Origin of the sequence: Streptomyces sp. NPDC015220, assembly GCF_043079345.1 — a bacterium.
Taxonomy (GTDB): Bacteria; Actinomycetota; Actinomycetes; order Streptomycetales; family Streptomycetaceae; genus Streptomyces.
Window position 1 is genome coordinate 215,801 of the sequence record NZ_JBIBUK010000001.1, and the last position, 13,268, is coordinate 229,068.

At 74.4% G+C, this 13,268-nt stretch carries 14 protein-coding genes; 5 read left to right on the top strand and 9 right to left on the bottom strand.

The annotated features are described in order from the left end of the window. Window positions 1-2: 2 nt before the first annotated feature. The 5 genes from hisH to hisD are packed head-to-tail and all read right to left on the bottom strand — an operon-like array spanning window position 3 to window position 3,844. Window positions 3-656 carry an imidazole glycerol phosphate synthase subunit HisH gene (hisH, locus tag ACF061_RS01305; protein ID WP_392264706.1) on the bottom strand — a complete coding sequence of 218 codons (654 nt, stop codon included), beginning with the start codon at window positions 654-656 and terminating at the stop codon, window positions 3-5. Further along, window positions 647-811 (bottom strand): hypothetical protein, encoded by a 165-nt coding sequence (locus ACF061_RS01310; protein WP_392264707.1) that lies wholly within the window; start codon window positions 809-811, stop codon window positions 647-649. Before ACF061_RS01310 ends, hisH begins: the two co-directional genes overlap by 10 nt. After that, window positions 808-1,410, bottom strand: a complete 603-nt coding sequence (gene hisB / locus ACF061_RS01315) for an imidazoleglycerol-phosphate dehydratase HisB (RefSeq protein ID WP_392264708.1) — start codon at window positions 1,408-1,410, stop codon at window positions 808-810. The genes ACF061_RS01310 and hisB overlap by 4 nt, the downstream gene beginning before the upstream one ends. Then, window positions 1,407-2,522 carry a histidinol-phosphate transaminase gene (locus tag ACF061_RS01320; protein ID WP_392264709.1) on the bottom strand — a complete coding sequence of 372 codons (1,116 nt, stop codon included), beginning with the start codon at window positions 2,520-2,522 and terminating at the stop codon, window positions 1,407-1,409. Before ACF061_RS01320 ends, hisB begins: the two co-directional genes overlap by 4 nt. Continuing rightward, window positions 2,519-3,844, bottom strand: a complete 1,326-nt coding sequence (hisD, locus tag ACF061_RS01325) for a histidinol dehydrogenase (RefSeq protein ID WP_392264710.1) — start codon at window positions 3,842-3,844, stop codon at window positions 2,519-2,521. Before hisD ends, ACF061_RS01320 begins: the two co-directional genes overlap by 4 nt. Before the next feature lie 248 nt (window positions 3,845-4,092). Here hisD and ACF061_RS01330 point away from each other — a divergent pair, with 248 nt between their 5' ends. The 4 genes from ACF061_RS01330 to ybaK all read left to right on the top strand — a co-directional run bounded on the left by ACF061_RS01330 (window position 4,093) and on the right by ybaK (window position 8,306). Continuing rightward, window positions 4,093-5,673, top strand: coding sequence for an oxidoreductase (locus ACF061_RS01330; protein WP_392264711.1), 1,581 nt, complete (start codon window positions 4,093-4,095; stop codon window positions 5,671-5,673). Window positions 5,674-5,959: 286 nt separating this feature from the next. After that, window positions 5,960-7,021 (top strand): hypothetical protein, encoded by a 1,062-nt coding sequence (locus ACF061_RS01335; protein WP_392264712.1) that lies wholly within the window; start codon window positions 5,960-5,962, stop codon window positions 7,019-7,021. Window positions 7,022-7,032: 11 nt separating this feature from the next. After that, window positions 7,033-7,773, top strand: a complete 741-nt coding sequence (locus ACF061_RS01340) for an LON peptidase substrate-binding domain-containing protein (protein WP_392264713.1) — start codon at window positions 7,033-7,035, stop codon at window positions 7,771-7,773. Window positions 7,774-7,802: 29 nt separating this feature from the next. Continuing rightward, window positions 7,803-8,306 (top strand): Cys-tRNA(Pro) deacylase, encoded by a 504-nt coding sequence (ybaK, locus tag ACF061_RS01345; protein ID WP_392264714.1) that lies wholly within the window; start codon window positions 7,803-7,805, stop codon window positions 8,304-8,306. A gap of 309 nt (window positions 8,307-8,615) precedes the next feature. Here ybaK and ACF061_RS01350 read toward each other — a convergent pair whose 3' ends face one another. The 4 genes from ACF061_RS01350 to ACF061_RS01365 form a co-directional block, all read right to left on the bottom strand. After that, window positions 8,616-9,272, bottom strand: a complete 657-nt coding sequence (locus tag ACF061_RS01350) for an AAA family ATPase (RefSeq protein WP_392265364.1) — start codon at window positions 9,270-9,272, stop codon at window positions 8,616-8,618. Window positions 9,273-9,477: 205 nt separating this feature from the next. Next, window positions 9,478-10,305 carry an ABC transporter permease gene (locus ACF061_RS01355; RefSeq protein WP_392264715.1) on the bottom strand — a complete coding sequence of 276 codons (828 nt, stop codon included), beginning with the start codon at window positions 10,303-10,305 and terminating at the stop codon, window positions 9,478-9,480. 68 nt (window positions 10,306-10,373) lie between these two features. Continuing rightward, window positions 10,374-11,348: an ABC transporter ATP-binding protein gene (locus tag ACF061_RS01360; protein ID WP_392265365.1), complete on the bottom strand. Its 975-nt coding sequence runs from the start codon at window positions 11,346-11,348 to the stop codon at window positions 10,374-10,376. 160 nt (window positions 11,349-11,508) lie between these two features. Further along, window positions 11,509-12,729 (bottom strand): NYN domain-containing protein, encoded by a 1,221-nt coding sequence (locus ACF061_RS01365; protein WP_392264716.1) that lies wholly within the window; start codon window positions 12,727-12,729, stop codon window positions 11,509-11,511. A gap of 249 nt (window positions 12,730-12,978) precedes the next feature. On the opposite strand from ACF061_RS01365, the gene ACF061_RS01370 reads away from it, so the two are divergent. Then, window positions 12,979-13,152: a hypothetical protein gene (locus ACF061_RS01370; RefSeq protein ID WP_392264717.1), complete on the top strand. Its 174-nt coding sequence runs from the start codon at window positions 12,979-12,981 to the stop codon at window positions 13,150-13,152. Window positions 13,153-13,268 lie beyond the last annotated feature (116 nt).

Genomic DNA, 13,268 nt, shown 5'->3' on the forward strand with positions numbered 1-13,268 from the left:
GTCTACAGGGTTCCGATCCAGTTGGTGAGGAGCTGCGCTCCGGCGTCGCCGGACTTCTCGGGGTGGAACTGGGTGGCCCACAGGGCGCCGTTCTCCACGGCGGCCACGAAGGGCTTGCCGTGGGTGGCCCAGGTGACCTTGGGGGCGAGCATCGCCGGGTTGTGCGTCTGGAGCTGCCAGTCGTGGACGGCGTAGGAGTGCACGAAGTAGAAGCGGGCGTCGGCGTCGAGGCCGGCGAACAGCTCCGAGCCGGCCGGCGCCTCGACGGTGTTCCAGCCCATGTGGGGCACGACGTCGGCCTCCAGGGGCGCGACCGTGCCGGGCCACTCGTCCAGGCCCTCGGCCTGGACGCCGTGCTCGATGCCGCGCGCGAACAGGATCTGCATGCCGACGCAGATGCCCATGACCGGCCGCCCGCCGGACAGCCGGCGGTCGATGATCCAGTCGCCGCGCGCCTGCCTCAGACCGCGCATGCAGGCGGCGAAGGCGCCGACGCCCGGCACCAGCAGACCGTCGGCGTTCATCGCCGTGTCGAAGTCACGGGTGATCTCGACGTCGGCGCCGGCCCGGGCCAGCGCCCGCTCGGCGGACCGGACGTTGCCGAAGCCGTAGTCGAAGACGACCACCTTCTTGGCGCCACCGGTGCTCAACTCCACACCTCCAGCCGCATCACGCCGGCGACCAGGCACATCGCCGCGGCGATGGACAGCAGCACGATCAGGCTCCTGGGCATCTTCTGCTTGACGAAGGAGATGATGCCGCCGACCAGGAAGAGGCCGACGACGATCAGGATGGTGGACAGGCCGGTCACAGCGCGCCCTTCGTGGAGGGGAGGATGCCGGCCGCGCGCGGGTCGCGCTCGCTGGCGTAGCGCAGCGCCCGGGCCAGCGCCTTGAACTGGCACTCCACGATGTGGTGCGCGTTGCGTCCGTAGGGCACGTGCACGTGCAGCGCGACCTGGGCCTGGGCGACGAAGGACTCCAGGATGTGCCGGGTCATGGTGGTGTCGTACTCGCCGATCATCGGCGCCATGTTCTCGGGCTCGGTGTGCACGAGGTAGGGGCGGCCGGAGAGGTCGACGGTGACCTGGGCGAGGGACTCGTCCAGCGGGACCGTGCAGTTGCCGAAGCGGTAGATGCCCACCTTGTCGCCGAGCGCCTGCTTGAAGGCGGCGCCGAGCGCGAGGGCGGTGTCCTCGATGGTGTGGTGGGAGTCGATGTGCAGGTCGCCGTCGGTCTTGACGGTCAGGTCGAACAGACCGTGCCGGCCGAGCTGGTCGAGCATGTGGTCGTAGAAGCCGACTCCGGTGGCGATGTCGGTCCTGCCGGTGCCGTCGAGGTCGATCTCGACCAGGACGGAGGTCTCCTTGGTGGTGCGCTCGACCCGCCCAAGGCGTCCGTCGCGAGTCATCCGCTCAGCTCCTCTTCCTTCTTCAGATCGCGCACCGCATCGAGGAACGCGTCGTTCTCCGCAGGGGTCCCGGCCGTCACCCGCAGCCAACCCGGTACGCCGTTGTCCCGGACCAGGACGCCGCGGTCGAGGATCCGCCGCCAGGCCGCGTGGGAGTCCGCGAACCGCCCGAACTGGACGAAGTTCGCGTCCGACTCGGTGACCTCGTAGCCGAGCGCCCGCACCTCGGTGACCAGCCGGTCCCGCTCGCTCTTGAGCTGCTCGACGTACTTCAGCAGCGTGTCGGTGTGTTCGAGGGCGGCCAGGGCGGTCGCCTGGGTGATCGCCGACAGGTGGTAGGGCAGCCGGACCAGCTGGACGGCGTCCACGACCGCCGGGTGCGCGGCGAGGTAGCCGAGGCGCAGCCCGGCGGCGCCGAACGCCTTCGACATGGTGCGGGAGACGATCAGGTGGGGCCGGCCGGCCAGCAGCGGCAGCAGCGAGCGGCCGTGGCTGAACTCGACGTAGGCCTCGTCGAGGATCACCATGGACGGCTTCGCGGCCTGCGCGGCCTCGTAGAGCGCGAGGACCGTCTCGGGCGCGACCGCGTTGCCGGTGGGGTTGTTGGGGGAGGTGATGAAGACGACGTCCGGCCGGTGCTCGGCGATCGCCTTCTCGGCGGCGGCGAGGTCGATCGTGAAGTCCTCGCGCCTCGGTCCGGAGATCCAGCCCGTGCCCGTGCCGCGCGCGATGAGCGCGTGCATCGAGTACGACGGCTCGAAGCCGATCGCGGTGCGGCCGGGACCGCCGAAGGCCTGGAGGAGCTGCTGGATGACCTCGTTGGAGCCGTTGGCCGCCCAGACGTTCTCCACGGCGACCGGGTGGCCGCCGGTCCTGGTCAGGTACCCGGCGAGTTCGGTGCGCAGCTCGACCGCGTCCCGGTCCGGGTAGCGGTTCAGGTCGCGGGCCGCCGCGCGCACCCGCTCGGTGATCCGCTCGACGAGCGGTTCGGGCAGCGGGTAGGGGTTCTCGTTGGTGTTCAGCCGTACCGGGACGTCCAGCTGGGGGGCGCCGTAGGGGGACTTGCCGCGCAGCTCGTCCCGTACGGGGAGATCGTCGATTCCGAAGCTCACTTGCTCGCCGGTACCTTCCACCCGAACCTCGCCTTGATCGCCGCGCCGTGCGCGGGCAGGTCCTCCGCCTCGGCCAGCGTCACCACGTGGTGGGCGACCTCGGCGAGGGCGTCCCGGTCGTAGTCGACGATGTGGATGCCGCGCAGGAACGACTGCACGGACAGCCCCGAGGAGTGGCAGGCGCAGCCGCCGGTCGGCAGGACGTGGTTGGAGCCGGCCGCGTAGTCGCCGAGCGAGACGGGCGCCCAGGGGCCGACGAAGATCGCGCCGGCGTTGCGGACCCGGTCGGCGACGGCGGTCGCGTCGGCGGTCTGGATCTCCAGGTGCTCGGCGCCGTAGGCGTCGACCACCCGCAGGCCCTCGTCGAGTCCGTCGACCAGGACGATGGCGGACTGCCTGCCGGCCAGGGCCGGGCGGATCCGGTCCTCGATGTGCTTGGTGGCCGCGACCTGGGGTTCCAGCTCCTTCTCCACCGCGTCCGCGAGTTCGACGGAGTCGGTGACCAGGACGGCGGCGGCCAGTGGGTCGTGCTCGGCCTGGCTGATCAGGTCGGAGGCGATGTGCACCGGGTCGGCCGTCGAGTCCGCCAGGACCGCGATCTCGGTCGGGCCGGCCTCGGCGTCGATGCCGATCCTGCCGGTGAAGTAACGCTTGGCGGCGGCGACCCAGATGTTGCCGGGGCCGGTGACCATGTCGGCGGGCGGGCAGGACTCGGTGCCGTGGGCGAACATCGCCACGGCGGTGGCGCCGCCTGCCGCGTACACCTCGTCCACGCCGAGCAGGGCGCAGGCGGCGAGGATCGTCGGGTGCGGCAGGCCGCCGAACTCCGCCTGCGCCGGCGAGGCCAGAGCGATGGACTCCACGCCCGCCTCCTGGGCGGGCACGACGTTCATCACGACGGAGGACGGGTAGACCGACCGGCCGCCGGGCGCGTACAGCCCGACGCGCTCGACGGGCACCCACTTCTCGGTGACCGAGCCGCCGGGCACGACCTGGGTGGTGTGGGTGGTGCGGCGCTGCTCGCGGTGGACCAGGCGGGCCCGCCGGATGGACTCCTCCAGGGCGGCGCGCACGGCGGGGTCGAGCCGCTCCAGCGCGTCCGCGAGGGCCTGGGCCGGGACCCGTACGGATTCCAGCCGTACGCCGTCGAACTTCTCGGCGAAGTCGATCAGTGCCGCGTCGCCGCGATGATGCACGGCCTCGCAGATCGGGCGCACCTTCTCCAGGGCGGCCTGAACGTCGAAGTCGGCTCGGGGCAGCAGGTCACGCAGGGCGCGGCCCTCGGGGAGGGCGTCGCCGCGCAGATCGATTCGGGAGATCACGGTTCCAATTCTCTCAGACCGCGCACGGGGGCCGTCCGCCCGTATCAATGGCTGATACAGAACGCCCGCCGCTCGGGCACCTCGGGCACCGTGGCCGATTCCCGACGCCGGCCCGCCGTCGCACCGCGACCGGGCGCGGCCGCCGGAGGATCCGCCTCACCCTTTGCGTTCAGATCGTCACACAACGGGCATGACCGGTTGTACGAACCCACAGAACCCACGAGTAGCCGGGGAAGAAGGGGAGATCGGTGACCGAGGTGACCGGCCGCCGGGCCGGAGACCTGCCGGACGACCTGACCGACGTCGAGGCCGGGATGTGGCAGGCCTTCCGCAACGGCAGTGAGTACGACCTGCGCCACGGGGACGCGGCGGTGGACGATCCGCACGGCGACAGCCCGTGGGGTCCGGAGCGGACCGTGCGGGCGCGCGTCGTGTGCTGGCTGCTGCTGGACGGCCCGCCCGCGCTGGCCGGGCGGGTGTCGTCGCTGAAGCTGACCGGCATGCGCATCGAGGGCCCGCTGGACCTGGCCGGGGGCACGGTGGTGCCGTACGTGGAGATCAAGGGATGCCGCTTCGAGCAGGAGGTGCGGCTGCCCGAGGCCCGCTTCACGACCGTGCGGCTGGTGGACTGCGCGGTGCCGCGGCTGGAGGCGGCCCGGGTGCACACCGAGGGGGACCTGCACCTGCCCCGCTGCCGGTTCCGGCGCGGGGTGCGGCTGACCGACGCGCAGATCGGCACGGACCTGATGCTCAACCAGGCGATCGTGCACCGGGACCGCACCGGCCGGTCGGTGGCCGCCGACGGGCTGACCGTGGGCCAGGACCTCCAGGCGGAGCTGCTCCAGGCGTACGGCGAGGTCAGCCTGCGCAGCGCCAAGGTCGGCGTCTCGCTGAGCCTGCGCGGCGCCAGGCTGGCCAGCCCGTACACCCGGTACGCGCTCAACGCGCCCCGGCTGACCGTCGAACGCACCCTCTACCTGACCCCGGCCGGTCTCGGCGCCCCGCTGGTCGGCGGGGTGACCCCGGCCCGCGGGACCCGGATCCAGCACTTCGAGTGCCAGGGCGCGGTGCGGCTGGACGACGGGCGGTTCGGCGACGCGGTGGACCTGGAGCGGGCCCGGTTCGTCTTCACCGACGAGCAGGCGCTGTCGCTGCGCCGGGTGCAGGCGCCCGAGCTGCGCTTCCTCGGCGAGCGGCCGCTCCGCGGCCAGGTGCTGCTGTCCGGCGCGAAGATCGTCACCCTCGTCGACCGGGCGGAGAGCTGGCCGGGCCCGGGCCAGCTGCACATGGGCGGCTTCACCTACGAGAACCTGGTGCCGCGGGGCCCCTTCCCGCTGACCGAGCGCCTGGAGTGGGTGGCGGCGGCGACCGCCGAGTACAACCCGGAGCCGTACGAGCGGCTGGCGGCGGTGCTGCGGGCGGCCGGCGAGGACGAGGACGCGCGCGAGGTGCTGCTCGCCAAGCAGCGCCGCCGCCGCGAGACCCTGCCCCCGGCGGCCAAGCTCTGGGGGTACCTCCAGGACTGGACGGTGGCCTACGGGTACCGGCCCGGCCGGGCCGCGGTGTGGATGGCGGTGCTGTGGGCGGCCGGCTCGCTCGCCTTCGCGCACGCCGGGCACCCGCCGGCCGGCTCCGGCGACCCGCGCCGGCAGTGGAACCCCGCCCTGTACGCCCTGGATCTGCTCCTGCCGGTCATCGACTTCGGCCAGGCGAGTCAGTGGCAGCTCCGCGGCGGCTGGCAGTGGCTGTCGGCGGCACTGGTCCTGCTGGGCTGGACCCTGGCCACGACGGTGGCGGCGGGCGCGACCCGGCTGCTGCGCCGCGGCTAGGGACCTCGGTCCGGTGCACGCGGGCCCGACCGTCCCGGCCCCCTCCCCGCGCCGCCGGGCCCCTCCCCCGCGCCGCCGGCACCCTCTCCCGCGTCGCCTGCACCCGGCCCGCGCAATACCGCGTACGTCGGCGACCTGCGCCGGGGCGAACCGGGAGGCGGCCCGGGCGGGATCGTCCCGGGGCAGTTGTTGAACAGTCACCCTTTACTGGAGCTTGACCGGCCCGCGTACAACTTTCACCGGCTTGCCCGCACCCTCTGGCGCGTGCGCGACCTGCGGACTTTCAATGGTCGACACCATGGCTCAGCTGCCCCTGTTCATCCGCCCCACCCGGATGACGAGAAGCGCCCGGCGCCCCGCCGCCGGGCCACCCGCCGACGTACCCGCCGACGGACTGCCCGCCGACGACGAGGTGCTCCTCGACGCGCCCGACGACCGCCTCGGCCCGGCCCTGGTCGCCGCCGCCCAGGGCGCGTACGGCCCGGCCGCCCGGTTGCTCGCCGCCACCCGGGAGCGGGCCGAGTGGGAGGACCGCGACCGGTACGCGCTGCGGCTGGCCGCGTTCGCGCACTCGCGCCCGCAGTGGCTGCTGGACTGGCGCGCCGCCGCCCCGCACGACCCGGACGCCCTGCTGGTCGCCGCCCAGCTCGCCGTGGACCGCGCCTGGCCCTCGCCGGGCCGGGCCGAGCTGCTGCGCGAGGTCAGCCCGCTGATCACGGCCGCCGCGCGCGCCGACGCCCGGGACCCGGTGCCGTGGCGGGTCGCGCTCGACCACGCGCGCGGCAGCCGCGCCGGGCACACCTACTTCGGCGAGCTGTGGGAGGCCGCGGTCCGCCGCGCCCCGCACCACTACGGCTGCCATGTGGCCGCCCTGCGCTACCTGGCCTCCTGCTGGCACGGCTCCCACCGCGAGTGCTTCGACTTCGCGGACCTGGCCGCGCAGGACGCCCCGGCCGGCTCGCTGGTGCAGGCGCTGCCGGTGCGGGCCGCCTTCGCCTATCTGACCGACGGCTGCGGGCCCGGGGTGGAGCAGGCCCGGCTGGACGCGGCGGCCGACCGGGCCGTCGAGCTGTCCGGCCGCCTCCCGGCGGACCGGCCCTGGCCGGCGGCGGAGATCCGCAACCTGCTGGCCTACGTGCTGATCCGGCTCGGCCGCCGTCGGGACGCGCTCGACCAACTGCGCCTCATCGGGCCGTACGCCACCTCCTTCCCCTGGGACCGGGTGTCGGACGACCCGCTGGGCCTGTTCCTGGAACTGCGCGCCGACGTGCGCTCGGCACCGCTCGCGCTGCCGCCCGAGGCCTCCGAAAACGGACGCGGCCGACGGACCAGCGCCCGCGACCACTAGGCTTCTGGGCCGTGACCACCGTCCGGCTCCCGCTCTTCCCGCTGAACTCCGTCCTGTTCCCGGGACTGGTGCTCCCGTTGAACGTGTTCGAGGAGCGCTATCGCGCCATGATGCGCGCCCTGCTGAAGACACCCGAGGAGGAACCGCGCCGGTTCGCCGTCGTGGCGATCCGCGACGGGCACGAGGTGGCCCCGAGCGCCCCGGGCATGCCCGATCCGACGGCGCGCCCCGCCATCGGCCCGGCCGCCGGGTTCGGCCCCGACCCGGCCCGGGCGTTCCACGGCGTGGGCTGCGTGGCGGACGCGGCGACCGTACGGGAGCGGGCCGACGGCACCTTCGAGGTGCTGGCCACCGGCACGACCCGGGTGCGGCTGCTGTCCGTGGACGCCTCCGGTCCGTTCCTGACGGCGGAGCTGGAGGAGGTGCCCGACGAGCTCGGCGACGAGGCGGGGGCGCTGGCCGAGGGGGTGCTGCGCTCCTTCCGGCAGTACCAGAAGCGGCTGGCGGGCGCCCGGGAGCGGTCGCTGACCACGGGCGCGGACCTGCCGGACGAGCCGAACGTGGTCTCGTACCTGGTGGCGGCGGCGATGGCGCTGGACACGCCGACCAAGCAGCGGCTGCTCCAGGCGCCGGACACCTCCTCGCGGCTTCGGGACGAGCTGAAGCTGCTGCGCGCGGAGACGGCGATCATCCGCAGCCTGCCGTCGCTGCCGGCGGCGGAGCTGACGCGCGGCCCGACAAGCCTGAACTGACGTACGAGCCCGAGGGAAGACCGGCCGAGATGGCGAAGAAGGCGAAGAAACAGCAGCAGTCCGGGGGAACGCCCGCGACGGTGGCGCTGACCGCGGCGGGCGTGGACCACACCGTCCACTCCTACGACCACGACCCGTCCCACACCTCCTACGGCGAGGAGGCTGCCGAGGCGACGGGCGTCCCGCCGGACCGGGTCTTCAAGACCCTGGTCGCGGACGTCGACGGCACGCTGACGGTGGCCGTGGTCCCGGTGGCGGGGTCGCTGGACCTGAAGGCCCTGGCGTCGGCGGTCGGGGGCAAGCGCGCGGCGATGGCGGACCCGGCGCTCGCCGAACGCACCACCGGCTACGTCCGCGGCGGCATCTCCCCGCTCGGGCAGCGCAAGAAGCTGCCCACGGTCCTGGACGCCTCGGCGACGCGGCACACGACCATCTACGTCTCGGCGGGCCGCCGGGGCCTGGAGGTGGAGCTGTCCCCGCAGGACCTGGCGAAGCTGACGGACGCGGTGCTCGCGCCGGTCGGGCGCGCCTGACCGCGACCGGACCGGTCAACGCGGTCGCCACCGAGGCCGAGGTCCAGCCCTCCTCGGCGCCGGCCTCGACCGCTGCGGGCACCGATGCCGGCGGGGGCGTCGTCGGACGGCGCCGCGTGCCCGTCCGCGGTCGGCCGGGCATCGCACCGCGCCGCGCGACCGCGTCGGGGTGGTCGCGCGGTCCGACGTCGGCGGAGCGCCACCGCGCCCCGCGCGCGGGTGCCTACGGCGGCCCCCCGTACCGCCCCGGGCGTCGCGCGCCGAGGGTGGGGGCGCGGCCGCCCGCGGACCGTCCGCCCATCGGCGCTGCTACGGCGCGGAGGGAGACGTCTCCTCGTAGGGGTCCGGGTCCCTGGGCCCGAACAGCGCGGTGAGCCCCAGGTGCACCAGCAGCGCGGCCAGCGGCCAGGCCAGCAGCGCCCCCTTCGCCCCGAGCTTCAGCGGCGCGGAGAACGTCACGCCCCGGCCCACGGCCTTGGCGTGCGCGATGACGTCGTGCTCGGGGCCGAGCCACAGCCCGAGCCGCCACGCCAGCAGCGCCCCGAGCAGCCCGCCCACGCACAGCGCCACCGCCAGCGGCACGCCGCCGCGCCTGCGCATCAGGAAGGCGACCGCCCCGCTCAGCGCGCCGAAGGCCAGCCCCAGCAGCGTGAACGTTCCGTCCACGCCGATCGCCTGCTCCCCCTCGGAGTCCTTGAGGTAGACCACCCAGCTGTTGCCGGTGACGTCCCCGACCAGCGGCACCCTGGGAGCCAGCCACAGCCACAGCAGCCCCAGCAGCACACCGCAGAGCGCCCCGGCCACCGTGATCACGGCGGCCTCCCGGATCTCGGTCCTCATCCCGGGACCGCCCTGTCCGTACAGGGATCCCCCCGCCCCGGGCCCGCCTGCCGCCGGCGCCTGCCAGGCCTGCCCGTGCGCCTTTGGTGCGGGCTGACCCGCCTCCGCGGGCTGCGTCGCCTCCATGGGCTGACCCGCCTCCGCGGGCTGCGTCGCCTCCATGGGCTGACCCGCCTCCGCGGGCTGCGTCGCCTCCGTGGGCTGCGGCCCGGGCCGGGACTGCCCGGCCTCGCCGGGCCGGGAGGTGTCGGAAGGCCGCCCGTGCGGCTGCGGAGGTGGAGTCAACGGAGAGGTCACCCTGCCATCGTGCCAGTTGGGTCCGAGGGCCGCGTCACCGGACGGCCGCCCGGCGGTAGGCCCAGGCGGCCACGGCCAGCGAGACCACTCCGACCCCGGCGCACACCGCCATGTCCGTGGCCACGTAAGCCCAGTCGGGACGGTCCGCGAAGGTGCGCGCGTAGGCCTCCACGCCGTACGTCGACGGCAGCAGGTCGCGCGCCAGCCGCACCGCCTCCGGCATGCGCTCCGGCGGCAGCACGCCCAGCAGCAGCGCAGCCGACATGCCCAACTGGCCCAGCAAGGTGGCCAGTTCCGGGCGCGGGGCGAGCAGTCCGCAGGCGGCGCCCAGTCCGGAGAGCGCGGCGCCGGCGAGCGGGATCACCGCTACGAGCACCCACAGGTTGCCCAGCGGCAGCCCGAACAGCACACAGCCGAAGACCGCGGTGACGAGCGTGCCCGGCACCGTGAAGGACGCGTAGGCGGCCGCCGCGCCCAGCACCACGGCGGCGGGCGGCACGGGCAGCGTCGCGTAGTGGTCCAGCCCGCCGCTGGAGCGCAGTTGGCCGAAGTACTGGGAGAGCAGGTTAAGGGCGACGTAGGCGACGACGACGATCGACGCGCCGGCCACCACGTAGTGGGCCTCGCCGCCGCCGCTGACCACGCCCCGCATCATGATCATGATGCCCACGGACTGGAAGGTCGCCACGAACAACAGCGGGATCCGCGCCACCCGCGCGCGCGACAGCTGGGCCCGGTACACGGCCGCCAGCGACGGCCACAGCCGCGCCCGCGGCCCGAGCTCGGCAGCCGCCGGCCGCTCGGCGCCGCCGCCCGGCGCCGCCGCCCCGCGGGCCGGCGCGTCGGCGGATACGACACTCACGTCGAAGTGCTCCTCTTCCCTGCGTTCCCGGTGGCGCAGGCCGGCCCCGGGGCGTGGTTCGGCACCGCTCACGCCTTCACCAGCCCCTGGCGGGCGGCGCCGCCGAGCGCCAGGTAGACGTCCTCCAGGCTCGGCGTGGCGAGGGTGAAGTCGTCCAGGGCGGCGAAGGCGGCCCCGCCGGTGACCGTCGCCACGGCGGCGCGGGCCTCCTCGGGCGCGAGCCGCAGCGTCCAGCGGCGCCCGGACTCCGTCGCGCGCTCCCGCAGCGCGGCGACCTCCGGCACCTCCAGCGGCGCCCGTTCCCGCCACACCAGTTCCACCCGCACCTCGCCGGAGACCCGCTGCTTCAGGCCGGCCGGGGTGTCGCAGGCGATGACCCGCCCGCCGTCGAGGACGGCGACCCGGTCGAGGACGGTCTCGGCCTCGATGACGTTGTGGGTGACCAGCAGGACGGTGGTGCCGCGTTCGGCGCGCCGCCGGTCGACGGCGGACCAGACCGCCCGCCGGGCCACCGGGTCCATGCCGGTGGTGGGCTCGTCGAGCACCAGCAGCGGCCGCTCGCCGATCAGCGCGGCGGCGAAGCAGGCGAGCCGCCGCTGGCCCCCGGAGAGCTTCTTCAGGGGGCGTGAGGCGATCGGCGCGAGGCCCAGTTCGTCGAGGACGGCGTCCCGCTCGGCGCGTGCCCGCCGGTGGTCCAGACCGCGCAGCCGGCCGGTGGTCTCGGCGGCCAGCGAGACGGTCAGCTCGTCGAGGGCGCTGGACTCCTGGCCGAGGTAGGCGAGCAGGCGCGCGGCCCGCTCGGGGTGCGCCACGATGTCGTGGCCGAGGATCTCGACGGTGCCGCGGTCCGGGCGCATCAGCCCGGTGAGCTGCCGTACCAGGGTGGACTTGCCGGCGCCGTTAGGACCGAGCAGTCCGAAGATCTCGCCGCGCCGGACGTCGAGCTCGACCTCGTCGGTGGCGAGCACCTCGGGCGTGCCGGGGGCGCCGCGCCGGCCGCGGGCCGCGGGATAGGTCTTGGTCAGTCCGCGCACCGCGCACACGACGTCGTCCCCGGGCCGAAGTGCCTGTGCCACGCGCGTACTCACAAAGGACGAGAGTACGGGGTCCGCGGGCTTCGCTCGCCGTCGGGGCGTCCTCTCCCGGTTCCGTCCCGGGCCGCGCCGCGGACCGGAGCGCCGCGGTCGGGCCCCGCCGCGGGCCTCAGTCGCCCGCCGGGGCGTGTTCGACGCCCGTGCGTACGTCGATCTCGCGCCAGAAACCGGCCCGGATGGCGTAACGGTCGTGCTCGTCGATCTGGTCGTCCTTGTGGGCGAGCAGGCCGAACCGGGCGGCGTAGCGCAGCAGCTCGCCGTCGACGCGGTGCGGGACCCGGGGGTACATCGACGACAGCTTCTGCAGGTGCGACTGGTCGCCGAGCCGCTCCACCCAGCGTCGGGCGAACACCTGTCCCACCTCGTACGGGTCACCGCCGACGGTGGTGATGTCCTCCTCCCGGTCGGCCCACCGCTGCTCGGCCGTGGTCAGTTGCGCGAGGGTCGGCATCGCGGCGGCCTCGGCGGGTTCGGCGGCCGTGCCGGGCCGGTCCACCCAGCCCCGGTCGGAGGACCACCGCAGGGTCGCGGTGGGCGGGTGCGGGGCGGCCGGCTGGGCGCCGGGGGCGCGCAGGGCGGCGAGGTCCTTGGGCGTGGGCACGCCCTTGGCGGCCGGCAGCCGTTCCACGGCGCCGTCCCGCACCCCCGCCTCGGCGGGGTGCGGCCGCTCGTCGGCGGGGCGTTCGCCGGCCGGGGCGAGGGCGGACTCGGGCAGCGGCGCGGAGAGGATCGCGGCGATCTCGGGCCGGGGCTCGGGCGGTGGCGCGCAGATGCCGCCGAACTCCTTGGCCCGTACGGCCTTGGTGATCCACGTACGGTCCAGGACACGGCGTTCGTCGGCCTCGGCGACCAGGTCCTCCGACTGGTTGTAGTCGCCGTCGGCGGCCTGTACGGCCCACAGATGGACGGCGACGCCGTGCTCCTTGGCCGCCATCATGCCGGGCAGCAGGTCGCCGTCGCCGGTGACCAGGACGACGTCGGAACAGGCGCGGTTGCGGGCCAGTTCGGTCAGTTCGGCGTGCATGGCCGCGTCCACGCCCTTCTGTGCCCAGCGCCCGTCGCTGCGGGTGAGCGCGCCCAGCCGGACGGTGACCCGGGGCATCACCCGGAGTCTGCGGTGCTCGGGCTGCGGGACGCGGTCGGGGGCGCCGTCGAACCAGTAGATGCGCAGCAGCGGTCGACCGGTGTCGGATTCGGCCTGTTCGCGCAGTCCATGGACGAGCGCGGTGTGGTCGACGGTGATCCGGGAACGCGACGGCTCCCCGGCGAGGAGGCTGGCGGCGGCCCCCAGCAGGTACCCGGCGTCCACCAGGACGATGCAGCGGTCCACGCGCTCCACCCTCTTTCCGGGAGGTTGTTTCGGGTTTGGTGCTTCGGGGTTTGCTTCGGGCTTGCTTCGAGTCTGCCCGACCGCGCCGGGGTTAACGGCTTGAACTCGATCTTCGGCGTGGCGTTTTTGGGACCTGCCGCCCGATGACCCGCGTTACATACGGTAATTATCCGACATGCGTTCATTGTCGGCGTGTGTGAGTCTGAACGCGGCCCTGGCCCCTAGATCCCCCACAGGAGGCTGATCACCATGGCCAAGAACCGCAAGCAGGACCGCAGCCGGCAGAAGGCGTCCGTGGCCGCCAACGGCCCCCGGGAGACGGAGCACTCCACGACGGAGTCGCAGCCCGAGCACCACACGCCGCAGCTGAGTCCCACTGATATGGCCCGCAAGGGACGTCAGAAGCGCTTCGGCCACAACTGAGGCGGGCGCGTGGGCCGTTGAGCGGGCCCTGAACCAGGCGGCGAAGAGGGGCGTACCCGATGCGCACGGGACGCCCCTCCTCTCCTCTCCCGGCCGCGCCACCGAGCGGCCGCGGG